This window comes from Thauera aminoaromatica (assembly GCF_000021765.1).
In the GTDB taxonomy this organism is placed as follows: Bacteria; Pseudomonadota; Gammaproteobacteria; order Burkholderiales; family Rhodocyclaceae; genus Thauera; species Thauera aminoaromatica.
Genome location: NC_011662.2, coordinates 3,196,772 through 3,219,786, shown reverse-complemented (window position 1 = coordinate 3,219,786; position 23,015 = coordinate 3,196,772). Strand labels below are relative to the sequence as shown.

Here is a 23,015-nt window from a genome sequence, read left to right as displayed (position 1 = left end):
GCGCCGGGCCGTCATGCGGCCCGGGCGGGGCGTCCTGCGGAGAACGATCATGACGACACATCTGAAGAAACTGGTGCTGGGGCTGGCCATGGCCGGCATCTGTGCGCCGGCGGCGTACGCCTTCCAGTTCGAGGCCGGCTCGGTGCGCGGTTCGCTCGATTCCACGCTGACCGCGGGCTTCGGCAAGCGCGTCGAGGGCCGCGAGTGCAGCCACCACGGCGATCAATCCACCCCCTGCGGCGCCGATGCCAACACCGCGGTATGGGGCAACGGCGACGACGGCAATCTCAACTACGACAAGGGCGACCTGTTCACCACCCACCTCAAGGGCTCGCACGAGCTGCTGCTGAGCTTTCCCGACGAGTGGAAGTTCATGGGCCGGGTGGGCTGGCTGTACGACTTCGTCGCCGACGACACCGCGCGCACCCCGCTCGACGGCGACGCCAAGCAGGCGGTCGGCCAGTACGTGCGCCTCTACGACCTGTGGGTGAGCAAGGAATTCGACCTCGGCGAGCGCCGCGGCCGCGTGCGCTTCGGCAACCAGGTGGTGAGCTGGGGCGAGAGCCTGTTCATGATCGGCGGCATCAACTCCAACGTGGCGATGGACCTGCAGCGCCTGTCCTCGCCCGGCGTGCAGCTGAAGGAGGCCTTCCTGCCCTCGCCGGCGCTGTCGGTCGCCGCCAACCTCGGCAGCGGAGTGAACGTCGAGGCCTACTACCAGTTCCAGTGGAAGCCGTACAGCTTCCCGCCGGCGGGGACGTATTTCTCGCAGAGCGATTTCTTCGACAAGGGGCGTGACAGCCTGATCTATTTCACGCCGGATGCCGCCAGCCGGATTCGTACGCCGGGTGATCCGCTTTACGGCAAGACCCTCGCCGCGGCTCGGGAAGAAATGCTGAACAGTGAACTCACGGCGATCCCGGTCGACGCCGACGACGAGCCGGGCGACTCCGGCCAGTTCGGCGTCTCGCTGAAGTACCGGCCCGAGGGCATGGACGTCGATCTCGGCCTCTACTACCAGCGCTTCCACGACAAGACCCCCAACCTTCAATACTGGAACGCGAACGGTGCGGCTCGCATGTACTTTCTGGAGGACCGCGAGCTCTACGGCATCAGCGCCAACACCTCGGTGGGCAACTGGGCGGTGGGCGCCGAGTTGTCGTATCGGCCGGAGGATGCGGTTTCGCTCGGGGCCTGCCAGGACATCGGCTTCGGGTCACCCGATCAGTGCGACGGCTCGATCGACGAGGAGCGCTACCAGTTCCACCTCACCGGCATCCTCAGCCTGACGCCCGGCGACCACGGCTGGTTCCTCGACCTGATGGGCGCGCAGACCGGCACCTTCCTTGGCGAGGCGGTGGCGATCGCCTATCCGGGGGTGAGCAAGGACAAGGCCTACGTGCGCACCCGCAACGGCGTGACCTACCAGCAACTCCCCGCCGCCGGCGCATGGACGCACGACAGCGGCGTCGGCGACAAGCTGTCCTGGGGCTACATGTTCGACTTCAGCCTGACCTACGACAGCACCCTGATCCCGGGCTGGCAGGTGATCCCGGGGGTGTTCTTCTCGCATGCGGTCAATGGCAACACGCCCAACTTCATGGCCAACTGGATGGAGGGGGCGAAGTCGGCCAACTTCTATGTGCTGTTCAACCGCAACCCGATGACCTGGCAGGCCGGCATCAACTACACCCGGTTCTGGGGCGGCGACTACAGCTTCAGCGCGCCCTACAAGGATCGCGACTTCGTCGGCGGCTTCATCTCGCGCAACTTCTGAGGAGCACCCCCGGGGGCGGCGAGCGCCGCCTCCGGCCCGCTGTCCCGTTCCAATCCCGATCGGTAGCACCCGCCCATGCTCAATCCCTTCAGCGTCAGCGAGGTCGACACCTTCCTGACCCGCTACCTGCGCCTGCTCGAGGCGGTGTGCTTCCGCTTCCGCGGCACCATCCTGGTCGCGCTCATGTTGTTCACCGCGCTGATGGGCTACTTTGCCCTGCAGCTGCGCATGGACGCCGGCTTCGAGAAGCAGATGCCGATCGGCCACGAGTACATCCAGACCTTCGACAAGTATCGCGAGGACGTGCTCGGCGCCAACCGGCTGAACTTCGTCGTGAAGGCGCGCAGCGGCGACATCTGGACCCAGGCCGGGCTGGAACGCCTGTACGAGGTCACCCAGGCGGTGAGCTTCCTGCCCAACGTCGACCGCCTCGGCGTGCAGTCGCTGTGGACGCCCAACTCCTTCGTCAACGAGATCACCGAGGAGGGCTTTCGCGCCGATCCGCTGATCTCGGGCACCATCATGCCGCGCGACCTCACGCCCGAGATCATCGCCGGCATCCAGCGCGCGGCCAGCCAGGGCGGCTTCATCGGCACCCTGGTGGCGCGCGACCAGACCAGCGCGATGATCGTCGCCGAGCTGCACGAGCGCGACCGCGAGGGCAAGGCGCTCGACTACGTCGCCTACAACCGCATCCTCGAGGAGCTGCGCGCGAAATTCGAGGACGCGCAGTTCGAGGTCCAGATCATCGGCTTCGCCAAGCAGATCGGCGACATCGCCGACGGCGCCTCGGCGGTGCTCGAGTTCTGCGCGATCGCGCTGCTGCTGACCGCGCTCGCGGTGTACTGGTACTGCCACTCGGTGCGCTTCACCCTGCTGCCGATCGCCTGCTCGCTGACCTCGCTGGTGTGGCAGTTCGGCACCCTCAGGCTGCTCGGCTACGGGCTCGACCCGCTCGCGGTGCTGGTGCCCTTCCTGGTGTTCGCGATCGGCGTCTCGCACGGCGTGCAGCAGATCAACTTCATCGTGCGCGAGCTCTCGCACGGCAAATCGAGCGACGAGGCCGCGCGCGCCAGCTTCACCGGGCTGCTGATCCCGGGCACGCTGGCGCTGGTCACCGCCTTCGTGTCCTTCATCACGCTGATCCTGATCCCGATCCCGATGGTGCGCGAGCTGGCGATCACCGCCTCGCTCGGCGTCGGCTACAAGATCGTCACCAACCTGGTGATGCTGCCGCTGGCGGCCTCGCTGTTCACCTTCACCAAGGAATACGCCGACAAGGCCGTGCTCAAGCGCGAGCAGCGCTCGGCCTGGCTGCGCACGCTGGCGCGCGTGGCCGAGCCGCGCAACGCGGCGATCGTGATCCTGGCGACCCTGGCGGTGTTCGCGGTGGCGGTGTGGCAGAGCCACGACCGCGTCATCGGCACGGTGCAGCCGGGCGCCCCGGAGCTGCGTGCGGAGGCGCGCTTCAACCGCGACGCGGTGTCGATCGCCTCCAGCTACGACACCGGCCTGGACTGGCTCACGGTCATCTTCGAGGCGCCGCCCGACGCCTGCGACGACGTCGCGGTCGGGCGCTATCAGGACCGCTTCGTCGCCGAGATTCAGTATGTGCCGGGCGTGCTGTCGGCGCTGTCCTTCTCCGGCCAGCTGCGCACCTACAACGAGGGCTACAACGAGGGCAACCCGAAGATGTCCGTGGTACCGGGCGACCCCGGCAACTACGCCGCGCTCGCCACCGAGATCGGCCGCGTGCGCGGCTTCATGAACAAGGACTGCAGCATGACCGCGGTGCACCTGTTCCTGTCCGATCACAAGGCGACCACGATCAACCGCGTGATCGCGGCGGTGAAGGCCTTCCGCGAGCGCGACCGCGAGCCCGGGCTGACGATCCGGCTGGCCTCCGGCAACGCCGGCGTGCAGGCCGCGGTGAACGAGGAGGTGCACAAGTCCGAGCTGCCGATGATGCTCTATGTGTACGCGGCGATCATGGTGCTGGTGGCGCTGATGTACCGCGACTTCCGTGCGGTGATCGCGTGCTGCCTGCCGCTCACCGTGGGCACCTTCATCGGCTACTGGTTCATGAAGGAGCTCGAGATCGGGCTCACCGTGGCGACCCTGCCGGTGATGGTGCTGGCGGTGGGCATCGGCGTCGATTACGCCTACTACATCTACAACCGCCTGCAGCTTCACCTGGCGGGCGGCGAGAACATCGTCAAGGCGCTCGAGCACTCCATCCTCGAGGTCGGCACCGCGACCATCTTCACCGCGATCACGCTCGCGGCTGGCGTGGCGACCTGGATGTTCTCGGAGCTCAAGTTCCAGGCCGACATGGGCAAGCTGCTCGCCTTCATGTTCATGGTGAACATGGTGATGGCCATGACCGCGCTGCCGGCCTTCGCGGTGTGGCTGGAGCGAATTTTCCCGCGCAAGGGGCCGGTGCGTGCGCCGGGCATCCTGGCGCATTGAGTCTGGAGTGGAAATGAACCCCTTGCCGACGCCGCGCCCGCTGCGCGCGCTGTTCTCCCCCACCGGCCGCTCGACCCTCTCCGCGACGCTGTCCATGACGCTCTCCGCAAGCCTCGTGCTGGCGGTGGGCGATGTGCTCGCCCAGGGTGCGGCCGCCGAGCCTGCCGCCTTCGTGCCGCGCCCCGCGGTGCGCTCGCCCTTCGCCGAGCACAGCATGATCCTCGACGCGACCCGGGCCGGCACACGCCTGGTCGCGGTGGGCGAGCGTGGCGTCGTGCTGCTCTCCGATGACGAGGGCGCGCACTGGCGACAGGCGGGCACGGTGCCGGTCGACGCGACCCTGACCGCGGTGAGCTTCGCCGACGCGCGCGAGGGCTGGGCGGTGGGGCATCTCGGCGTGATCCTGCACAGCGCCGACGGCGGCGAGACCTGGAGCGTGCAGCGCATCGACCCTGTCGAGGACAGGCCGCTGTTCGCTGTGGCGTTCACCGACGCACGCAACGGAGTCGCGGTCGGGCTGTGGTCGCTGATGCTGCGCACCCGCGACGGCGGCCGGACCTGGGAGGCGGCGGAGCTGCCGCCGCCGCCGGGCGACACGCGCGCCGACGCCAACCTGATGAGCGTGTTCGGCGATGGGGAGGGGCGACTATTCATCGCCGGGGAGCGCGGCCTGGTGTTGCGCTCGCTCGATGGCGGCGCGACCTGGAGCTATCATCCGACCGGCTATCGCGGCACGTTCTGGAGCGGCACCGCGCTCGCCGACGGCACGCTGATCGTCGGTGGCCTGCGCGGCAGCGTCTATCGCAGCACCGACAACGGCGAACACTGGCAGCGCGTCGAGACCGGCTCGCAGAGCTCGGTCACCGACCTCGTCGCCTTCGACGGTCGCGTGCATGCGGTCGGCCTCGACGGTGTCAGCCTCGACAGCCGCGATGGCGGGGCGAGCTTCGCGGTGGAGCGGCGGGCGGATCGCCTGTCGCTGACCGCCGCGGTGGCGACGGCCGGTGGTGTGCTGCATTTTTCACGCGCTGGCCTGGTGCGCTGAAACGGGTGGGCGCGCAATTCAGGCGCCGTATCGCGGCTCGCGCCGCTCCTGCGGAGAACCGCTTCCGCCGTGCAGGAGCGCCGCAGGGCGCGAACGGTGGCTTGCAGCAGCGATGACGCGGGATCCATGCGCCGTATCGCGGCTTGCGCCGCTCCTACGGAGAACCGCTTACGCCCTGTAGGAGCGCCGCAAGGCGCGAACGCTGGCCCGCTCAGGCCGCCTGCGCCTTGGCGAGCTTGCCGAGCAGGCGCTGGCGGGTCTTGTCGACGCCGACCACGAAGCGGTTGTGGCGGCCGCGGGCGACCTCCTCGAGGGCGTCGCGCGCGCTGAACTCGAAAACCACCGCGGGTCCGTTGACCTCGACCAGCTTCACGGTGATCTCGATCCACATGCCGAGCAGGGTGGCGCCGACGTGGTCGAGCTCGATGCGGGTGCCCACCGAGTCCTTGCCTTCGCCGATGTGCTGGAGCAGCAGGTCGCGGCAGCACACCTCGATGTCGTAGAGCAGCGCGGGGGTGGAATAGACGCGGCACTCGTCGCCCATGAAGGCGATCGTGCGGGCGGCGTCGATATCGTACTTGCGGGTGAGGCTGAGGCCGGGTTGAAGGGTGTCGCTCATCGTCTGTCTCCGTCTGCGGGTGGTTGGGTGTGTGTTCGTGCTGCGGGGTGCTTGCGGGCTGGAATCACGATTGGCCGAAATGGCGGCGGATACGCTCGGCGTCCAGGCGGGCCTCGACGTGGCGCACCAGCGCGCGGGTGCCGCGCGCGACGTTGCGGAACACGCATACGCCGCGATCCATCAGGCCGGCGGCCATGGCGTCGTAGAGGCGGCCGGCGTCGACGACCGCGACGATCGGCTTGTCTGTGCGCGCCACCAGCGGCGGCAGGGTGTGCACCGTGCTCTCGGGGTCCGACAGGTCGTAGCCGGGGCGCAGCCTGCTCTGTTCGAGCGCGCGCACCATGGGGGCGGTGGGGTCGAGGCCGACCACGACCGCGTCGACCTCGGGATCCTCGATCATCGCGGCGGTGATGCGCACGTGGGCGTCGTCGTCGGCGCCCGGGTTCATGTCGAGCGGGTTGCGCACCTCGACCAGGGCGGCGAGCTTCTTCTCGGCCAGCACCGCCTCGATGCGGCCGACGGTGTCGGCGGACAGCGCGGCCATGCGCATCGAGAAGGTCTCGCCGACGATCGCGTCCGCGGCGCTCACCGCCTCGAAGCCGGCGCCGCTCGCCGCGGCGAGGCGGTCGCCGCCGATGCGCTTGGCGTGCAGGGTGCCGGCCATGTAGAAGAGGTCGTCGAAGACCTCGACGTCGTCGGTGACGGTGGCGCCGGCCTGGGCGAGCACCGAGGCGAACAGCACCGGGTCGCCCGCGATCGAGGCGGTGTGGCCCATCACGCCGGCCTGGCCGGCCTCGCTGCGGCCCGACTTGTACACCACGACCTGCTTGCCGGCGAGCACCGCGCGCCGCACCGCGCGCGCGAAGGCCAGGCCGTCGAGGTCGCGGAAGCCTTCGACGTAGATGCCGATGCTGTCGACGTCCTCGCGCGCGGCGAACCAGGACAGCAGGTCGCCGTGGGTGAGGTCGGTCTGGTTGCCCATCGCGATCATGTAGCGCGGGTCGAGCCAGGGGTTGTGCGAGAGCCGGGTGATCATGAAGGCGCCGCTCTGGCTCAGCATGACCGCGCGGCGTTCGGGTGCCTTCTGCGGCTTGGGCAGGCGCTCGAGCGGAATGAACCAGGAGTCGTAGCGCCCCGGGTGCGAGACCACGCCGAGGCAGTTGGCACCGAGGAAGATCGGCCCGCCGTCGCCGCACGCGTGCGCGGCGTTGATGCGGGCCGCCAGGTCGGCGGCGGGCGCGCGGCTCTTCGCGGTCTCGCCGAGGCCGCCCGGGATCAGCATGACGGCCTCGACGGTGCCGGCCGCGATGATCTCGTCGACCAGGGGGTAGACCGCGTCGGCGGCGACCGCGACGATCAGCAGGTCGAGCTTGCCCTCGATCGCGGCGAGGTTCTCGATGCAGGCGACGCCGTCGATCTCGCCGCCGCCCGGGCGGATCACGCACAGGCGCTCGGGCGCGCAGCCGCTGCCGAGCAGGTTGCGCAGGATGATGCGACCGAAGTTCATGCCGCTGGCCGAAGCGCCGACGATGCCGATGCGCTCGGGGTGGAGCAGGCGGTCGATCTTGTGGATTGGTCGTGCCACGCGCAGCGGCGGAGGGGCGCCGACGCTGCAGCGTGCCGCGACAACCCGGACAGCCTCGCCGTCGCAGGCGCAGTCCAGCGCCAGCTCCTGCAGCGCGGCCTGCGCGCCCGGGGCGTCGGGCAGGCCGCCCGCGGCCAGCTGCAGCGCGGCCTCGAAGAGGCGGGCGAGCGCCGCGTCCGGGGGCTGCACGCCGCGACGGGCGGCGAGGGCGGTGATGCGCTGCCAGGCGATCGTGCGACGGAAACGCTCGAGGAAGTCCTCGCCGTCGGTGAGCTCGACCGCGGCATGCACTGCCGCGCGGTCGCGCGCGAAGTTGGCGGGGTCGAGCGCGCCGTCGAGGCCGCCGGCGCCGGCGCTGAGCACCAGGCCGAACTCGCGCGTGGCATGGACGCGGATCGACAGTTCGATCGCGTCCGCTGGCGCGGTCGTGGTGTGCAGGTCTGCGGCGGCGAGCAGGCGGGCGAGCTCGTCGGCGTCCAGCGTCGCGCGCCCGGTTGCGAGGGCCGTGCGGTAGTGCTGCGCGGCCTCCCCTGCTGCGCGGCTGGCGGCATGGCTTCGGACTTCGGTCATCGGGTGTCTCCGTGTCTGTTCTTGTGGGGTGATGCGTTCCCGGCGCGCCCTCAGGCGGTGCTGGTTGCGGCGTTGCGGCGGTCGATCACGCGCTTTGCCTTGCCGACCTGGGTGCGCTCGATGCTGTCGGGGTCGAGGATCTCGATCTCGGCGCTGATGCCGACGAAGCTCTTGATCGCGTGCCGGACCTCCTCGCCGATCTGGCGGCGCAGGCCCTGGCCGATGCCGTCGGCGAGCTCGGGGCGCAGCTCGGCGCGGACGGTGAGCTGGTCGAGGTGACCCTCGCGGGTGAGCACGAGCTGGTAGTGGCCGCACAGCTTGTCGTGGCGCAGCAGCACCTCCTCGATCTGGGTCGGGAAGACGTTGACGCCGCGGATGATCAGCATGTCGTCGCTGCGCCCGGTGATCTTGTCGATGCGGCGCATCGCGCAGCCGCTGCCGGGCAGCAGGCGGGTGAGATCGCGGGTGCGGTAGCGGATCACCGGCATCGCTTCCTTGGTGAGCGAGGTGAACACCAGCTCGCCACGCTCGCCGTCGGGCAGCACCTCGCCGGTGACCGGGTCGATGATCTCGGGATAGAAGTGGTCTTCCCAGATGTGCGGGCCGTCCTTGTGACCGACGAACTCGCAGGCCACCCCCGGGCCCATCACTTCGGACAGGCCATACACGTCGATCGCGTCGATGCCCAGCACGCGCTCGATCTCGGCGCGCATCTGGTTGGTCCACGGCTCGGCGCCGAACATGCCCAGCCGCAGCGTGGTCGCCGAGGGGTCGAGCCCCATGCGCTGCATCGTGTCGGCCAGTGTCAGCATGTAGGACGGCGTGGCCATGATCACCGTGGGGCGGAACTCCTGGATGAGCTGGATCTGCTTCTCGGTGTTGCCGCCGCCCATCGGGATCACCGTGGCGCCGAGCGCCTCGCCACCGTAGTGGGCGCCGAGGCCGCCGGTGAAGAGGCCGTAGCCGTAGGAGTTGAGGATGATGTCCTCGCAGCTCGCGCCGGCCACGCGCAGCGAGCGCGCCATGACCGCGGCCCAGCGCTCGATGTCGCCCTTGGTGTAGCCGACCACGGTGGGGCGGCCGGTGGTGCCGGACGAGGCATGCACGCGCACGATCTTGGCCATCGGCACCGCGAAGAGGCCGTAGGGATAGTTGTCGCGCAGGTCCTGCTTGGCGGTGAAGGGGAACCTCGCCAGGTCGGCCAGGCCGCGCAGGTCGGATGGCCGCACGCCGGCGGCCTCGAAGGCGTGCCGGTAGTGCGGCACGTTGTCCCAGGCGTGCTGCAGCGACCAGCGCATGCGCTCGAGCTGCAGCGCCTGCAGCTCGGGGCGGCTCATCTGCTCCGGGGGGGACGGCTTCTCATTGCTCATCGGCCTGCTCCGCGATCTTGCGCACGAAGCGCAGGTTCTCGGCCACCTTGTTCTGGATGTGCTCGACCTGCTCCGGGCTGAGGTGGCGGAAGCGCCCCATGGCCTTGAGGTAGTCGGCCACCGGCAGCGGCTTGTCCACCGGGCGGGTGAAGTGCAGCCCGGCCTCGGGGGTGTATTCCCACAGGGTGACGAAGTTCGACTCCACCGCCTTGCGCGCGACCTCGATGTTGAGCGCGCTCTGGAAGCGCCAGCCGGTGGTGCAGGGCGAATACACGTGCAGGTAGGCGAAGCCCCGCTCGGAGGCGGCGAGGGCCTTGTCGAGCTTCTCGTAGAGGTCCTCCATGTACGCGGTCGACGCGGTGGCGACGTATTCGCAGCGGTGGTTCACCATGATCATCGGCAGGTTCTTGGCGTCTTGCGTCTTGCCGCGGCCATGTGCGCCGATCGGGGTGGTCGAGGTCCATGCGCCGTAGGGCGTGCAGCTCGAGCGCTGCATGCCGGTGTTCATGTAGCCCTCGTTGTCGACCACCATGAAGAGGATGCGCTCGCCGCGCTCGGCCGCGCCCGAGAGCGACTGGAAGCCGACGTCCGAGGCGCCGCCGTCGCCGGCGATCGCCATCGCGGTGACCTTGCGGCCGACGCGCTCGTACTGGCGCTTGACCCCGGCGAGCATCGACGCGGTGTTGGTGAGCAGCGGGTGGAAGACCGGGACCTTGGTGCCGGTGGTGCCGTTGAAGCCCACCGAGCCCATGCCGGGCACGCAGCCCGGCGGGGTGGCGAGCACGGTGTCGGGGCCGACGCGGCGCAGCGCGTGGCGCATCAGCAGCTCGGTGTTGCAGCCCTGGCAGCCCGCCAGGCCGGGTGCGAACAGGTCTTCCCAGCTGCCGACCTCGTTGTAGATGCGCGCGGTGGTGATGTGGCGCAGCGCGCCGGTGGGGCAGGCGGGCACGCAGGCCGGCTTGCCCTCGCAGGTGTCGCACTTGCTGACACGGCCGCTGTGCTCGTCGAGCGCGATGCCGGCGTAGGTGCAGCCGATGGTGCACAGCAGGCAGTCGACGCACTTCGAGGCGTCCCAGTCGATCACGCCGGTGGCGCCGTTCTTGCCGAGCGCGCCCGCCGGGCACACGGTGACGCACTTGGGATCGGCGCACTGGCGGCACAGCGCGAGCTCGAACTCGCCCGGGCGGGGCGGCTCGATGCGGGCGCCGCCGCTGCGCACGATCTGGATCAGCGAGCGCGTGGTGTCGGTGGAGTCGAACTTGACGCTCGCGCACGCCGTCATGCATTTGCCGCAGCCGTCGCACTTGGCGGGGTCGAAGGCGATGGTGGAGTAGGCTTGTCCCATGATCTTCCCCTTAGCGCCAGAGCTGCGACATGAGCTCGCGGCCGGTGGCGAGCGGCTGCGCGAAGAAGCGTTCGCGCAGCGGTCCGAGATCGGTGCGGCGCAGGATGAGCTGGGCCATCACGCCGGCATCGAAGAATTCATTCACCCCGAAGATGCCGGTCAGGCGCTCGTCGCGGTCGAACACCGCGCGCAGGTAGCGCCCGCTCGCGGCGTCGAAGCGCACCTGCGCCCGCCCGCCCTCGGGGACCGCGGCGCTGCCCACCGAGATCGCGTGGCGGCCGAAGAAGTGGTAGGTGTTGAGCGGCAGACCGCCCGCGTAGGGCTTGAGCCCGGGATCTTCCGCCATCGCCATGCCGGCGATGCGGCCCTGGAGCGTGGCGTCGGGCAGGATCGCGTTCATCACCGGCGTGCCGGTGAAGAAGCCGCGCGCCTGCGCACAGTCGCCGGCGGACCAGACGTCCTCTGCGCTCGTGCGCATGGTGTCGTCGACCAGGATGCCGCGCTCGGTGGCGATGCCGCTGCCGTCGAGATAACCGAGCTCGGGGCGCACGCCGACCGCGACCAGCAGCAGGTCGGTGGGGATGGTGTCGCCGTTGTCGAGCTTCAGGGTGGCGCCGTCGGCGCTCGGCTCGAGGCCGACGACGCGGTGGCCGGTGCGGATCTTCGCGCCGTTGCCGAGGAAGGCCTGCTCGATCATGCCGGCGGCGACCTCGTCGAAGTAGCCGGAGGTGAGCTGCTTGCTCATCTCGACGATGGTGACGCTGGCCCCGGCCTTGACCAGGTTTTCGGCGGCGTGCATGCCGACCAGGCCGGCACCGAGCACGACCGCGTTCTTCGACGCGGCCATCGCCGCACGCAGCCGGGTGGCGTCGTCGAGCGTGCGCAGCACGTGGTAGTCGACGCGCTCGATGCCGGGGATGGGCGGCACGATCGGGCTGGCGCCGGTGGCGAGGAGCAGCTTGCGGTAGCCGATGGTGCTGCCGTCGGCCAGGCGCGCTTGATGCGCCGCGGGGTCGAGGCCGGCGAGCGCGCAGCCGCTGCGGTAATCGACCTTGTTCGCGGTGAAGAAGTCGTCGTCGCGCAGGAACACGCGTTCGGGCGTCGAGCGCCCCGAGACCACGTAGGGCAGCACGGTGGGCGAGTAGGGGCGGTGCGGATCACGGGTGACGACGGTGATGCTGCCGTCGCCGTCGTGCATGCGGATCGCGTTGATGGCCTCGAGCGCGGCGTGGCTGCTGCCGGCGATCAGGTAGTCGGTGGTGTGCATGGCGGTTTCCTCGGTCCTTGGCGCTCAGTCTTTGGCGTTGAGCCACACCGGCTCGTCGGAGGGCGCTCGCTCGAGCAGGGCGCGGGTCTCGTCGATGACGCGGCGGAAGGTGGTGACGGTGAGGTCGGCGCCGGCCAGGCCGCCGATGAAGCTTTGCGCCGGCACCTGGCGGCCGAGGCGGTAGAGCACGCCGAGGGTTTCCTGGAACATCGGGCCGCAGTTCCAGCGGAAATTGACCGAGCGGTCGACCACGCCGAGCGCACGCACGCCGCGCAACGCGTGCTGCAGCGCCTCGACCGGGAAGGGGCTGAAGGTCTTGATCTTGATGAGGCCCACCTTCTCGCCGGCCGCGCGGGCCTCGTCGACCGCGTCCTTGGCGGCGCCGGTCATGCTGCCCAGGGTCATGATTGCGTACTCGGCGTCGTCGAGCCGGTATTCCTCGACCAGCGGTGCGAAGCGGTGGGCTTCGCCGAAGCGGCGCGCCCAGTCCTCGTGCATCTCGGTGATCACGTGCAGTGCGTTCTTCATGCCGGCGCACTGGCCGCGCCGGTAGCGCACGAAGGTCTCCGGACCGTTGCCGCCCGAGCCGCCGGTGAGCGGGTCGACCGCCATCGGACGCAGCGGGTCGAGGGCGACGTGCCAGTTGACGTCCTTGTGTCCCATGAAGTCGTCCACCTCGGCCTGATCGGGCATCTCGATGCGCGAGGTGCCATAGGAGAGGTAGTTGCCGTCGAGGCAGACGTTCACCGGCAGCATCACGTCGTGATGCTCGGCGAGGCGGAAGGCCATCACCGTGGTGTCGAGGACTTCCTGGACGGTCTCGCAGTACATCTGGATCCAGCCCGCCTCGCGCACCGTCATCGCGTCCTGGTGGCCACCCCACACCGACTGCGGGGTGATGCCGTCGCGGGTGACGATGGTCATCACCAGCGGCAGGCGCATGCCCGAGGTGCGGAAGTAGGGCTCGAACATGAAGGCGAGGCCGGGGCCGCAGGTCGCGGTGTAGGTGCGTGCGCCGGCGAGCGCGCCGCCCTGCAGCACCGACAGCACCGAATGCTCGCCCTCGGCATCGACGATGTCGGCGTCCATCCTGCCGTCGGCGATGAGCTTGGCGAGCTTCTCGACCAGCGAGGTTTGCGGCGTGATCGGGTACACCGCGACCATGTCGGGGCGGGCGAGCGCGACGCCGAGCGCGGCGGCCTCGTTGCCCTCGCACAGCATCAGCTGCGGTGCCGGGCGCTTTTCGGTGGTGGGAGCGGTGTCGAGCGTGGTGGTGTTCATTGCGCCTCCGGAATCATGGTGATCGCCCGCTGCGGGCATTCGTGCGCGCAAATGCCGCAGCCCTTGCAGGTCTTCATGTCGAAGTCGAACCAGGCGGCGTGCTCCTCGACGCACTGCACCGGACAGTAGAGCCAGCACACCGCGCACTTGACGCACTTGTCGCGATCGACGACCGGGCGGAAGCTGCGCCAGTCGCCCGGCAACATCGGACTCTGCTCGGTGGCGACCGGACAGAGGTCGTCGGGAACCCCGGCCTCCTTGAGGTGCCAGGCCGGGTAGTGTTGGTGGCGTTCGCTCATGCTGTGATCCTCCGTTCGAGGGTGTGCACGGTCGTTTCCGCATAGCCGCGCTCGAGGGCGTCGAGGTTCTGCCGCAGGCCGGCGTCGCGGAAATCGGATTGCTCGATCACCTTCTTCAGCGCCTCGAGCGAGACCTGGCCGGTGCTGCGCGCGAAGGCGCCGAGCATCAGGGTGTTGGTGATCGGGCGGCCGAAGATCTCGGTGGCGATGCGCACCGCGTCGCACAGGCCGACGGTGCCGACGCTGTCGGGCACGTCGATCTCGGCGAGCGGGCGCGAGGTCGCCTGCACCAGGGTGCCGCCGGGCTTGAGGCCGGCGAAGATGTTCACGGTGCGGGCGAGCGCGGGATCGACGCAGACGATGCAGTCGGGTGCGTAGATGTTGGTGAGCTGGCGGATCGGCTGTTCGCTCGCGCGGATGAAGGACACCACCGGCGCGCCGCGGCGCTCGAAGCCGAAGGCGGGAATGGAGACGGCGTACTTGCCGTCGAACACGAGTGCGGTCGCGAGCAGCTGGGCCGCAAGCACCGCGCCCTGCCCGCCACGACCATGGATCCTGACCTCGTACATGCGCTTTGCTCCTGATTTCGGCGGCGGTCCGGCATGGTCCGCCGCCCCGGGGTGGAGGGAGGGGTTCAGTTCCAGCCCGGCTTGACGCCGGGGTGCGAATAGCCGGGGGTGCGCGCGGGAACGTGCTGCAGCGCGAAACCCTGGGTGTAGGCGATGCGGGTGATGAGCGCGAGCTTGAACAGCCAGCCGCTGGCGGCGACCGCGATGCCCGCGAGCGCGAGCAGTGCGGTGCCGAAGCTGCCGCCGGCGAAGAGCGCGATCAGCAGCACCGCCGCCGGCAGGGTGTGGCCGAGGAGGAGGAAGTGGCGATCGTTCTCGCGCAGCGCGCGCAGCGTCTTCAGGGGGGCGTTGTTCGGGCGGGCGAGATGGGCGGCGTAGCGCCGCGACAGCCAGAAGCGCAGCACGACCAGCACCAGCAGCGGGAAGGCGAACTCGGCGCCGGGCGAGCGGACGAGCAGCGGCGAGAGCAGCGCGAGCATGCCCGCGCCTTCGGCGAGCCCGGTGACCACGATCAGCGGCAGCAGCGCCGGCTCGCGCCAGGCCGGGATGCCGCGCGCGGCCTGCAGGATGCGCGCCTGACAGTACAGGAAGACGAGGCCGATCAGGGCGGCGAGCCAGGCGAAGAACAACCAGCCGCTGAGCAGCGCGATGAGGCCGCACAGGAAGAGCGGGCCGGCGACGATCGCCTCGCGGGTCATCCACGAGGTGCGCGCGTGGAAGAAGACGTTGAGCGCGCGCAGCGGACGACCGATCTCCATCCACACGCAGAACAGGCCGACGCCGATGAAGGCGAGCGCGAGGAAGAGCGGCAAGCCGATCGCGGTGCCGTGGCCGCTGGCCGCGATCGCGCTCCACAGCAGCAGTCCGGCGCCGGTGCCGCCGCCGATGAAGTTGCCCGCGGCACGTTCGTCCCAGAAGGGCTGCAGTTCGGGTTCGACGCCTCTCATTGCTTTTTCTCCCAGAGATAGAAGAAGCCGGGGCCGGTGCCGAGCTCCTCGTGCATGCGGAAATGCTCGTTCTCGCGCAGCAGGCGCGAGGCCTTGCTGTCGGGGTCGTCGATGTCGCCGAAGGTGAGCGCGCTGGCGATGCAGGCGTTGGCGCAGGCCGGGGTTGCGTCGGGATCGACGCCGGGCACGAGGCCGTGGGCGTGGCCGTAGTCGATGCGGTCGGAGCAGAAGGTGCACTTGGTGGCCACGCCGATGCGCGCCGGGTCGGTACGCTTCACCTCGTTGGCCATCTTGCCCTCGCCATAGGCGGGGGTGTCGCGGGTGACCTTGTAGCGTGCGTTATACGGACAGGCGACCGAACAGTAGGCGCAGCCGATGCACAGGTCGTAGTCGATGGTGACCAGACCGTCGGCGCGCTTCTTGGTGGCGGTGGTGGGGCACACCGTCTCGCACGGCGGCTCGTCGCAGTGCTGGCATCCCACCGGGACGAAGCTGCGGGTGACGTCGGGGAATTCGCCCGCCTCGACGTCGAGCACCCAGCGCCATTGAACGCCCGGCGGGGTGGCGTTGGTGTGCTTGCAGGCGGCGGTGCAGGTCTGGCAGCCGACGCAGCGGCGCAGGTCGACCACCATGGCGTAGCGGGTCATTGGGCACCTCCGATGCGCTTGATCGACACCGGCACGATGTCGGCGGCCGAACCGGTGGCGTCGGTCAGGTCCATCAGCATCGGCACCAGGGCGTTCATGCTGGGGACGTCGAAGTCCTTCGCGTAGGGCGTGATCCAGTGGTCGAACTGACCCACCATCAGCAGGGTGTCGGGGCGGATGCCCTGGCGCAGCACGACGCGACCGCGGGTCTCGCGCAGCGGCGAGCGCACCTCGACGAGGTCGCCGTCCTCGATGCCGAGCTTGCGTGCGGCCGTCGGGTTCATGATCACGCCGCGGTGGCCCTTCACGTTCGCGGCCACCTCGCGCACCATCTGCAGGCTGACGTTGCCGCCCCAGGAGTACTGCATGCTGCGCGCGGTTAGCAGCCAGAACGGGAAGTCCTCGTCGCGCCCGCCCAGGTTGGAGATCACCGCGTGCTTGATGAGGTGGGAGAAGTCGTGGAACTCGGGCAGCGGGCGGTATTCGGTGAGCTGGCGGTCCCACCAGTCGATGCCGGATTCGTGCAGGCGGCGGCCGAGCTCCTCGCCGATGCGGTAGATGCGCTCCTGGTAGGGCATCTCGAAGCGCAGCCCCTGGTCGACCAGGTGGGGATAGAGATACCACTGCAGGCGCGGATACTCGATGGTGCGGAAGCCGTGCTCCTTCCACCACTCCAGCCCGTGGTCCTCGGCGCCTTCGGTGAGCTCGGCGCTGGCCGCGCGGCAGCTTGCGTCCCAGATCTCCTCGACCCCGTAGGCGTGGTCGGGCTGCAGCGAGAAATCGTAGTTCGGCCCCTTCAGCGGCACGCCTGCGGCGCCGCGGTTGATCGCCTTGTTGTACGGCTCGAGGATGCCCGCGCGGCGGGCCAGTTCGGTGCTGATCCAGGTGAAGTCGCGGGTGTCGCCCTGCGTCGGCACGACCGGTTGGCGCAGCGCGAAGCCCTGGTGGTCCCAGAACTGCTCGACGTACTTGGTGCCACCGATGCGCAGCATCTGCAGGCCTTCGAGGTCGGTGCAGTCGGGCAGCAGGATGTCGGCGAAGTGGTTGGTCTCGTCGCGGGTGTAGGTGAAGGCGACCACGAAGGGGAACTTCGCCACCGCCTCGGCGACCTGGGGCGTGTCCCAGAACGAGATCACCGGGTTGGTGCGGTAGAAGAACCAGACGTCGGGCTGGGTGGGCTCGGGGAAGCTCTCGAAGCCGTGACGCTGCTGCATCCAGGCCAGGTGGGTGGGGCCGAGCGCGGCGCTCCACGCCGAGTTGGCCACCAGCGGCACCAGGGTGCGGTTGGCGTTGCGGATCTGCGGGCGCGAGATCCAGTTTTCCTTGTCGGTCGGGTTGAACGGATAGTCCATGAACCCGTCGACGCCCGGCTTGGCGCTGCTCTGGCGGTCGTTGGCTGGGCGGTTCAGGCGCACCGCGGTGCCGATGGTGCCGCCGGGCACGTCGAGCGCGCCGACCAGGCAGGCCATCAGCGTGCGCGCCCAGCAGCAGTCGTAGCCGCCCCAGCCGTTATTCACCGTCTTGCCGAGCGTGACCGCCACCGGGCGATAGGGCAGGGTGCGGCCCTCGATCTCGATCGTCGCGCCGATCTCGGCATGGTCGAGGTATTCGTTGGCGATGCGGCGGATGGTCGCCGCCGGTACGTCGCAGATGCCCTGCGCCCACTCCGGGGTGAAGGTGCGCTCGTGGTCGAGCAGCTTGCCGAAGGCACTGCGCACCGGCGCGGCCTCATGGGTGACGAGTTCCTGGTCGGGCAGCACCTCGAGGCCGGAGGCGAGGAAGTCGCCGTCGAGCGCGGGATCGATGCCGGGGGTGTCGAAGACGACGGCCTTGCCGGACTTGAGGTCCCACACCAGCGGCTTGCGGGTGTCGGGATCGCGCAGGTAGAAGCCATTGGGCGCCACCAGGTAGGGCGACGCCGTCATGTGCTTGAGGAAATCGATGTCCAGCCGCGAGCGTGCGTTCTCGAACAGCATCACGTGGATCATCGCGTGCATGCAGGCGGCGTCGGTCTTGGGCTTGATCGGCAGCCACTCGGCGGAGCAACCGCCGGTGACCGACAGGTGCGGCTCGACCTGCACGCGCTTGACGCCCTGCTCGACGCGTGCGGCGGCGTGGCGCCAAACGCCGCATACGCCGCCCGAGGCCTCGATGTTGCTGCCGAAGGACAGGATGTACTTGCTGCGCGGCGTGTCCGGACAGACGATGAAGGCGCGATGCCAGAGCTCGCCGTAGAGGTGCTCGGAGTGGTAGCACTTGACGCCCTGGCCGCTGCCGAAGCTCATGTCCACCGGGCCCCAGGCCGCCAGCAGGGCGGGGAAGGTGCCCATGTAGGCGGTGGGCGTGCCGCCGCCGCCGAAGCTCGCCGCCACGCGCGGGTAGCCCGAGGCGTCGAGCAGGCCGGTCTCGCGGATGCCGCGCAGCTTGGCGGCGATGGTGTCGAGCGCCTCATCCCAGGAGATGGGCACGAAACGCGGGTCCTCGTGGCGCCCCTTCTTCGGGTTGGTGCGCTTCATCGGCTGCAGGACGCGGTTCGGGTTGTAGGTCTTCTGCACGAGGCCGAAGGCCTTCACGCAGACCCGGCCCGCGGCCGGATGCACGTCCTCGGCGTCGAAGTTCGGCTCGACGGCGGTCGCCACGCCGTCCTCGACCTTCACCTTGAGCAGGTCCGGCCCCGCCACGCACTGGTAACAGTAGGTGGCGACCTTGGTTGTGCCCTGTGGGCTGCTGACGGTCATCAGGTGTCTCCTCCGGTGGTGTGCGGGCGAGGCTGAGGCCGCCCGCTCCCCCTTCTTGGCTTATGGGATGAATCCTAGAACTTATGACTGACCGGTCGGTTGATATTTGTCAAACAGTAACGTTGACGTGAACGTAATTTTTTTGTGTAGAGTTAACGTTAGCGTTAACTATAGGCGCTGCTTGGGGATGTGGGTTTCCGATAAACTGCGTTCCAGCCGCAGATCCGGCGACCGCATGCGCGCTGGTCCGTGTCCGGCCGGGGCCGCGTCGCGTGCCCGCTATTCCTCTTGTGCTGTCTCGAACCCGCTGTTTACCGCTGTTTCTTCTTCCAACTGGAGTGACCCATGTTCGTCGAAAACATCATGACCCGGGAGGTGCTGCACGTCGGTCCGGAGGCCTCTTTCTCGCAGGTCTCCGAGATCATGCGGCTCAAGAAGGTGCGCCACGTGCCGGTGATCGACCAGGATCGCAAGGTGCTGGGCATCATCTCGCATCGCGACGTGCAGCGCGCCCAGCCGTCCATGATCACGACGCTCGACGTCGGCGAGGTGAAGTACCTGCTGTCCAAGATCACCGCGGCGGACATCATGCACAAGTCGGTGGTGAGCTGCTCGCCACGCACGCAGATCGAGGAGGCCGCGCGCATGATGCGGCCCAAGAAGCTGGGCTGCCTCGTCGTGGTGGACGACGCCGGGCGCCTGGTGGGCATCGTCACCAGCGTGGACCTGCTCGATTTCTTCCTCGACATCACCGGCTGCTGGGTCGAGGGTGCGACGCGGATCACCGTGAAGTTGCAGGATCGCGCCGGCCAGCTCGCCGCGCTGCTCGCCTCGGTCAATGCGCAGGGCGGCTACATCGTCTCGGTGGTGTCGCCGCGCACGCCGCAGTCCGAGGGCTTGCGCACCGCGACCATCCGCTTCGAGGCCAAGGATGCCGGCGCGGTCGTGCAGGGCCTGCGCGAGGCGGGCTACGAGCTGAGCGTCGATCAGACGGCGTGAGATGTGAGATGTGAGATGTGAGGCGTCAGGCCTGGGGGGGTGAAGACCTCTCGGCCTGGCGCCTCGTCACATCCGGTCGCAGTGTCGTCGGTCGACGGCGGACGGGCGCAGCTCGAGATCCTTCGCTCGGGATTTCCCTTCATCCTCTCCGCAGGCATCTTTCGCCCGACCTCCAAAAGCCGATGCGCGCGCTGGTCTCCCAGCGCGCGCATCGCTCCTGGCGCCTTACCCCTTGCTCCTCACCCCTGCAGCAAGGGCGGATCGGGGTCCTCGTTCCAGCCCTTGGGCGGGGGCTGGAAGCGGGCGAGCCAGCCTTCGAGCAGGGTGACGTGCTCGCGCTCGGTCTCGCACAGTTCGGCGGCGAGCTTGCGGATGTCCTCGCGCTCGGACTGGGCGACGAGGCGGTCGTAGAAGTCCACCCCGCGGCGCTCGGCCTCGAGCGCCATCGCGATCGCCTGGTAGGGATGCATCATGTAATGCAGGCCTTCTGCCGACACCGACGGCGCCTCCGGGCTCTCGGGGGCTTCCCAGGAGTATTCCCACGGTGCGATGTGGGGCAGGGTGTGTCCCTCGCTGATGTCGTTGACGTTGTCGACGTGCAGCTTCTCGATCTCGGCCAGCTTGCGGAAGAGCACGGCGACGTCGCGGTTGTTGTGGGTCTCCATCTGGTCGGCGAGTGCCTCGTAGCGCTCGACCGCCTCGACTTCCATCGCCAGCGCATGGGCCAGCAGGTGCTCCACCGAGTGGATGCCGGTTTCCTGCGGATCGGGTTTGCTCATAACACGAACTCCTTCTCGAGATCTGCAACTGAATCGACGCTCGCCGGCTGCCCGGGCTGGAAGGGCTTGCGGCTGCCGCGGAAGAGCACGCCGACGTTGAAGCCATCGTCGGACATCAGGCGGCGCGCGGCGCGCGCGGGGTCGTCGGTCGGGTCGACCGCGGCGGGATGCACCATGTCCTTCCAGTCGCGCTGCTCGGGACGGAAGGTGACGCAGGGGCTGAGCAGCTGCACGAAGGAGAAGCCGGGATGGCGGATCGCCTCGGTGATGAGCTTCGCGGTGCCGTTCTGGTCGCCGGAGAAGCCGCGGGCGATGAAGTTCGCGCCCGCGGCGAGTGCGATCACCAGCGGGTGGAAGGGGTTGATGCCGGTGCCCTGCGGGGTGAGCTTGCTCTTCTCCCAGTCGGGCGCGGTGGTCGGCGAGGCCTGGCCCTTGGTCATGCCGTAGACCTCGTTGTCCATGACGATGTAGGTCATGTCGACGTTGCGCCGGCAGGCGTGCATGAAGTGGTTGCCGCCGATCGAGAAGCCGTCGCCGTCGCCGCCGGAGGCGATCACGGTGAGCTCGGGGCGGGATACCTTGATGCCGGTGGCGATCGGCAGGGCGCGGCCATGCACGCCGTGGAAGCCGAACACGTTGGTGTAGGCGGGCAGGCGCGAGGAGCAGCCGATGCCGGAAACGAGGGCGACGCGCTCGGGCGGGATCGACAGCTCGGCGAGCGCCTTGGTGATCGAGCCGAGCACCGAGTAATCGCCGCAGCCCGGACACCAGACGGGCTTGACCTCGGACTTGTAGTCGCGCGCGGAGTAGCTCGGGCAGGTGGATGTGGCTTCCATGTTCAGCTCCAGTCGGCCAGTTGGCGGAAGATTTCGTTCGGACGGATCGGCAGCGGGCCGGGCCGGTGGAAGGCGCGCACGCTCCCCGGGAGGTCGTAGTGGGCGCGCAGGTAGCGGTGGAACTGGGCGCCATGGCTCTGCTCGACCACGAGCACGCGCGCCACGCCCGCGAGCGCGGCGGCGAGCTGTTCCGGGCGCACCGGCGAGATCAGGCGGATCGACACCAGGCGGGCACGCCCGCCGCTGGCGCGGAAGCGCTCGAGCGCCTCGCGCACCGGCCCGGTGGTGGAACCCCAGGTCAGCACGGCGATGTCGCCGTCGCCCTCGATGTCGGCCCAGTGCGTGCCGTAGTCGTGCAGGGCGAGCTTGCGCAGACGCTTGTCGAGCTGGGCGCTGTGGTCGGCCGCGCCGCTGGACGGGGTACCGAACTCGTTGTGCTCGAGGCCGTCGGCGGTGTACTGGTAGCCCTTCATGCCGGGTACGGCCATCGGCGAGACGCCCGAGGCGGTGTTGGTGTAGCGGCGGTAGCGTTCGGCCGCCTCGCCCTCGGGCATCAGGCGGACCGCGCGCAAGCCGGGATCGGCGGGCGGCGAGATCGTCGCCCGGCTCTGGCCGAGGGACTGGTCGGAGAGCACGATCGCGGCGGTCTGCAGGGTATCGGCGAGATGGACCGCCCACTGGGTGGCGAAGGCGCAGTCGGCGAGCGAGTTGGGCGCCACCACCAGGTGCGGGGCGTCGCCGTGCAGGCCGTAGAGCGCGATGTTGAGGTCGCTCTGCTCGGACTTGACCGGGATGCCGGTGGAGGGGCCGCCACGCATCACGTTGACCACGGTGATCGGGGTCTCCGAGGCGACCGCGAGACCGAGCGATTCGGTCATCAGCGCCAGGCCGGGGCCGGAGGTCGCGGTCAGCGAGGGCACGCCGGCGTAGGAAGCGCCGATGATCTGGTTGATCGAGGCGAGCTCGTCCTCGGCCTGCACCAGCACGCCGCCGAGCTTGGCGAGGTTGGGTGCGAGCCACTCCAGCACCTCGGTGCCCGGGGTGATCGGATAGGCGGCGACGAAGCGGATGCCGCCGCGCACCGCGCCGAGACCGGCGGCCTCGTTGCCGGTGATGCTCCACAGGCGCTCGCTCTGGCCCTGGGCGGTGGCCAGGCGGGGGCAGGGCGGCAGGTCGGCCGCGAAGGCCATGCCTGCACGCACCGATGCCTCGCTGGCGGTGCGCGCGGCCTCTCCCTTCTTGGCGAGCGAGTCGCGGACCACACCGAGCACGGCGTCCTCGGGAAGGCCGACGAGGCCGGCGACCGCGCCCAGGGCGATCATGTTGGGGCGCCCGCCCTCGATCGTCTTGGCCATCTTCTTGAACGGGATGTCTGCCGACCGCGTGCCCTTGGCGCGGATGGCCTCGGGGAATTCGCCGCCGTCGGGATCGCCGACGACCAGGCTATCGGCGGTCATCGGGATCTCGGCGGAGAAGCGCCCGACGTTCTCCCAGTCGATGGCGACCAGCAGATCATATTGATCGTCGTGCGACTGCACCGGCGACGTAGACAGACGCATCATCGCGGCGGCCTCGCCGCCGCGGATCTGCGCGCCCGACGAGCGGGTCATGTAGGCATACCAGCCGGCACGGCCGGCGGCGTCGAGCAGCATGTTGCCTGCGGTCATCACCCCCGCGCCGCCGCTGCCGGCGAATGTTATCGATACCGATCGGGCTGTCATCCTCGTTCTCCAATGTTCGACCTTCGACCGGCGGGTGCCGGCGCGGTCCTGTTCAGGGCCCATGCGCGCGTCCCCCTCGGGTGAAGCGGGCACGGCGCCGACCGGAGGCTGGTTGGGTTGCAGCGCCGCCTTCGCAGCGCTCACCTCCGATG

18 protein-coding genes are annotated in these 23,015 nt (G+C 69.3%); 4 read left to right on the top strand and 14 right to left on the bottom strand.

Annotated features, from left to right (window positions below; translation table 11 throughout):
- Window positions 1-49 precede the first annotated feature (49 nt).
- The 3 genes from TMZ1T_RS14180 to TMZ1T_RS14170 all read left to right on the top strand — a co-directional run bounded on the left by TMZ1T_RS14180 (window position 50) and on the right by TMZ1T_RS14170 (window position 5,291).
- Window positions 50-1,777, top strand: a complete 1,728-nt coding sequence (locus TMZ1T_RS14180) for a DUF1302 domain-containing protein (RefSeq protein WP_004303214.1) — start codon at window positions 50-52, stop codon at window positions 1,775-1,777.
- A 75-nt stretch (window positions 1,778-1,852) separates the two neighbouring features.
- Window positions 1,853-4,246, top strand: coding sequence for an efflux RND transporter permease subunit (locus TMZ1T_RS14175; protein ID WP_012585765.1), 2,394 nt, complete (start codon window positions 1,853-1,855; stop codon window positions 4,244-4,246).
- 13 nt (window positions 4,247-4,259) lie between these two features.
- Complete coding sequence (locus TMZ1T_RS14170) at window positions 4,260-5,291, top strand: WD40/YVTN/BNR-like repeat-containing protein (protein WP_012585764.1); 1,032 nt, start codon at window positions 4,260-4,262, stop codon at window positions 5,289-5,291.
- Window positions 5,292-5,502: 211 nt separating this feature from the next.
- On the opposite strand, the gene TMZ1T_RS14165 is transcribed toward TMZ1T_RS14170, so the two are convergent.
- The 11 genes from TMZ1T_RS14165 to TMZ1T_RS14115 form a co-directional block, all read right to left on the bottom strand.
- Window positions 5,503-5,910, bottom strand: a complete 408-nt coding sequence (locus tag TMZ1T_RS14165) for a thioesterase family protein (protein WP_012585763.1) — start codon at window positions 5,908-5,910, stop codon at window positions 5,503-5,505.
- A gap of 64 nt (window positions 5,911-5,974) precedes the next feature.
- Window positions 5,975-8,065, bottom strand: a complete 2,091-nt coding sequence (locus TMZ1T_RS14160) for a CoA-binding protein (protein ID WP_012585762.1) — start codon at window positions 8,063-8,065, stop codon at window positions 5,975-5,977.
- Between the two features lie 50 nt (window positions 8,066-8,115).
- Window positions 8,116-9,435 (bottom strand): phenylacetate--CoA ligase PaaK, encoded by a 1,320-nt coding sequence (gene paaK / locus TMZ1T_RS14155; RefSeq protein ID WP_012585761.1) that lies wholly within the window; start codon window positions 9,433-9,435, stop codon window positions 8,116-8,118.
- Window positions 9,425-10,780 (bottom strand): NADH-dependent phenylglyoxylate dehydrogenase subunit beta, encoded by a 1,356-nt coding sequence (padI, locus tag TMZ1T_RS14150; protein ID WP_012585760.1) that lies wholly within the window; start codon window positions 10,778-10,780, stop codon window positions 9,425-9,427. Before padI ends, paaK begins: the two co-directional genes overlap by 11 nt.
- A 10-nt stretch (window positions 10,781-10,790) precedes the next feature.
- Window positions 10,791-12,047, bottom strand: a complete 1,257-nt coding sequence (gene padH, locus TMZ1T_RS14145; protein WP_004303012.1) for an NADH-dependent phenylglyoxylate dehydrogenase subunit epsilon — start codon at window positions 12,045-12,047, stop codon at window positions 10,791-10,793.
- 24 nt (window positions 12,048-12,071) lie between these two features.
- Window positions 12,072-13,328, bottom strand: coding sequence for an NADH-dependent phenylglyoxylate dehydrogenase subunit alpha (gene padG / locus TMZ1T_RS14140; RefSeq protein ID WP_012585759.1), 1,257 nt, complete (start codon window positions 13,326-13,328; stop codon window positions 12,072-12,074).
- Complete coding sequence (gene padF, locus TMZ1T_RS14135; RefSeq protein ID WP_004303014.1) at window positions 13,325-13,627, bottom strand: NADH-dependent phenylglyoxylate dehydrogenase subunit delta; 303 nt, start codon at window positions 13,625-13,627, stop codon at window positions 13,325-13,327. Before padF ends, padG begins: the two co-directional genes overlap by 4 nt.
- Window positions 13,624-14,196: an NADH-dependent phenylglyoxylate dehydrogenase subunit gamma gene (gene padE / locus TMZ1T_RS14130; RefSeq protein ID WP_004303015.1), complete on the bottom strand. Its 573-nt coding sequence runs from the start codon at window positions 14,194-14,196 to the stop codon at window positions 13,624-13,626. The genes padF and padE overlap by 4 nt, the downstream gene beginning before the upstream one ends.
- A gap of 65 nt (window positions 14,197-14,261) precedes the next feature.
- Window positions 14,262-15,143 carry a DmsC/YnfH family molybdoenzyme membrane anchor subunit gene (locus TMZ1T_RS14125; RefSeq protein WP_012585758.1) on the bottom strand — a complete coding sequence of 294 codons (882 nt, stop codon included), beginning with the start codon at window positions 15,141-15,143 and terminating at the stop codon, window positions 14,262-14,264.
- Entirely contained in the window at window positions 15,140-15,790 is a 651-nt protein-coding gene (locus TMZ1T_RS14120; RefSeq protein ID WP_004303017.1) for a 4Fe-4S dicluster domain-containing protein, read from the bottom strand. The genes TMZ1T_RS14125 and TMZ1T_RS14120 overlap by 4 nt, the downstream gene beginning before the upstream one ends.
- Entirely contained in the window at window positions 15,787-18,528 is a 2,742-nt protein-coding gene (locus tag TMZ1T_RS14115; RefSeq protein ID WP_012585757.1) for a molybdopterin-dependent oxidoreductase, read from the bottom strand. Before TMZ1T_RS14115 ends, TMZ1T_RS14120 begins: the two co-directional genes overlap by 4 nt.
- A 345-nt stretch (window positions 18,529-18,873) precedes the next feature.
- On the opposite strand from TMZ1T_RS14115, the gene TMZ1T_RS14110 reads away from it, so the two are divergent.
- Window positions 18,874-19,527 carry a CBS and ACT domain-containing protein gene (locus TMZ1T_RS14110; RefSeq protein ID WP_004303019.1) on the top strand — a complete coding sequence of 218 codons (654 nt, stop codon included), beginning with the start codon at window positions 18,874-18,876 and terminating at the stop codon, window positions 19,525-19,527.
- Window positions 19,528-19,766: 239 nt separating this feature from the next.
- Here the strand turns inward: TMZ1T_RS14110 and TMZ1T_RS14105 are convergent, their stop codons facing one another.
- Genes TMZ1T_RS14105 through TMZ1T_RS14095 form a run of 3 tightly spaced genes read right to left on the bottom strand, consistent with a single transcriptional unit; the run spans window position 19,767 to window position 22,863 of the window.
- Window positions 19,767-20,306 carry a ferritin-like domain-containing protein gene (locus tag TMZ1T_RS14105; RefSeq protein ID WP_004303020.1) on the bottom strand — a complete coding sequence of 180 codons (540 nt, stop codon included), beginning with the start codon at window positions 20,304-20,306 and terminating at the stop codon, window positions 19,767-19,769.
- Window positions 20,303-21,142 carry a 2-oxoacid:ferredoxin oxidoreductase subunit beta gene (locus TMZ1T_RS14100; protein WP_004303021.1) on the bottom strand — a complete coding sequence of 280 codons (840 nt, stop codon included), beginning with the start codon at window positions 21,140-21,142 and terminating at the stop codon, window positions 20,303-20,305. Before TMZ1T_RS14100 ends, TMZ1T_RS14105 begins: the two co-directional genes overlap by 4 nt.
- A 2-nt stretch (window positions 21,143-21,144) precedes the next feature.
- On the bottom strand, window positions 21,145-22,863 hold the full coding sequence (locus tag TMZ1T_RS14095; RefSeq protein ID WP_012585756.1) for a 2-oxoacid:acceptor oxidoreductase subunit alpha: 1,719 nt from the start codon (window positions 22,861-22,863) through the stop codon (window positions 21,145-21,147).
- Between the last annotated feature and the right edge of the window lie 152 nt (window positions 22,864-23,015).

Excerpts from the sequence above, each read along its gene's own strand:
- TMZ1T_RS14175 (WP_012585765.1), top strand. The coding sequence starts at position 1,853 with ATGCTCAATCCCTTCAGCGTCAGCGAGGTCGACACCTTCCTGACCCGC.
- TMZ1T_RS14115 (WP_012585757.1), bottom strand. The coding sequence starts at position 18,528 with ATGACCGTCAGCAGCCCACAGGGCACAACCAAGGTCGCCACCTACTGT.
- padH (WP_004303012.1), bottom strand. The coding sequence starts at position 12,047 with ATGCACACCACCGACTACCTGATCGCCGGCAGCAGCCACGCCGCGCTC.
- TMZ1T_RS14105 (WP_004303020.1), bottom strand. The coding sequence starts at position 20,306 with ATGAGCAAACCCGATCCGCAGGAAACCGGCATCCACTCGGTGGAGCAC.
- padI (WP_012585760.1), bottom strand. The coding sequence starts at position 10,780 with ATGGGACAAGCCTACTCCACCATCGCCTTCGACCCCGCCAAGTGCGAC.
- TMZ1T_RS14110 (WP_004303019.1), top strand. The coding sequence starts at position 18,874 with ATGTTCGTCGAAAACATCATGACCCGGGAGGTGCTGCACGTCGGTCCG.
- TMZ1T_RS14120 (WP_004303017.1), bottom strand. The coding sequence starts at position 15,790 with ATGACCCGCTACGCCATGGTGGTCGACCTGCGCCGCTGCGTCGGCTGC.
- TMZ1T_RS14100 (WP_004303021.1), bottom strand. The coding sequence starts at position 21,142 with ATGGAAGCCACATCCACCTGCCCGAGCTACTCCGCGCGCGACTACAAG.
- TMZ1T_RS14125 (WP_012585758.1), bottom strand. The coding sequence starts at position 15,143 with ATGAGAGGCGTCGAACCCGAACTGCAGCCCTTCTGGGACGAACGTGCC.
- paaK (WP_012585761.1), bottom strand. The coding sequence starts at position 9,435 with ATGAGCAATGAGAAGCCGTCCCCCCCGGAGCAGATGAGCCGCCCCGAG.
- TMZ1T_RS14160 (WP_012585762.1), bottom strand. The coding sequence starts at position 8,065 with ATGACCGAAGTCCGAAGCCATGCCGCCAGCCGCGCAGCAGGGGAGGCC.
- TMZ1T_RS14180 (WP_004303214.1), top strand. The coding sequence starts at position 50 with ATGACGACACATCTGAAGAAACTGGTGCTGGGGCTGGCCATGGCCGGC.
- TMZ1T_RS14165 (WP_012585763.1), bottom strand. The coding sequence starts at position 5,910 with ATGAGCGACACCCTTCAACCCGGCCTCAGCCTCACCCGCAAGTACGAT.
- padG (WP_012585759.1), bottom strand. The coding sequence starts at position 13,328 with ATGAACACCACCACGCTCGACACCGCTCCCACCACCGAAAAGCGCCCG.
- padE (WP_004303015.1), bottom strand. The coding sequence starts at position 14,196 with ATGTACGAGGTCAGGATCCATGGTCGTGGCGGGCAGGGCGCGGTGCTT.
- padF (WP_004303014.1), bottom strand. The coding sequence starts at position 13,627 with ATGAGCGAACGCCACCAACACTACCCGGCCTGGCACCTCAAGGAGGCC.
- TMZ1T_RS14170 (WP_012585764.1), top strand. The coding sequence starts at position 4,260 with ATGAACCCCTTGCCGACGCCGCGCCCGCTGCGCGCGCTGTTCTCCCCC.
- TMZ1T_RS14095 (WP_012585756.1), bottom strand. The coding sequence starts at position 22,863 with ATGACAGCCCGATCGGTATCGATAACATTCGCCGGCAGCGGCGGCGCG.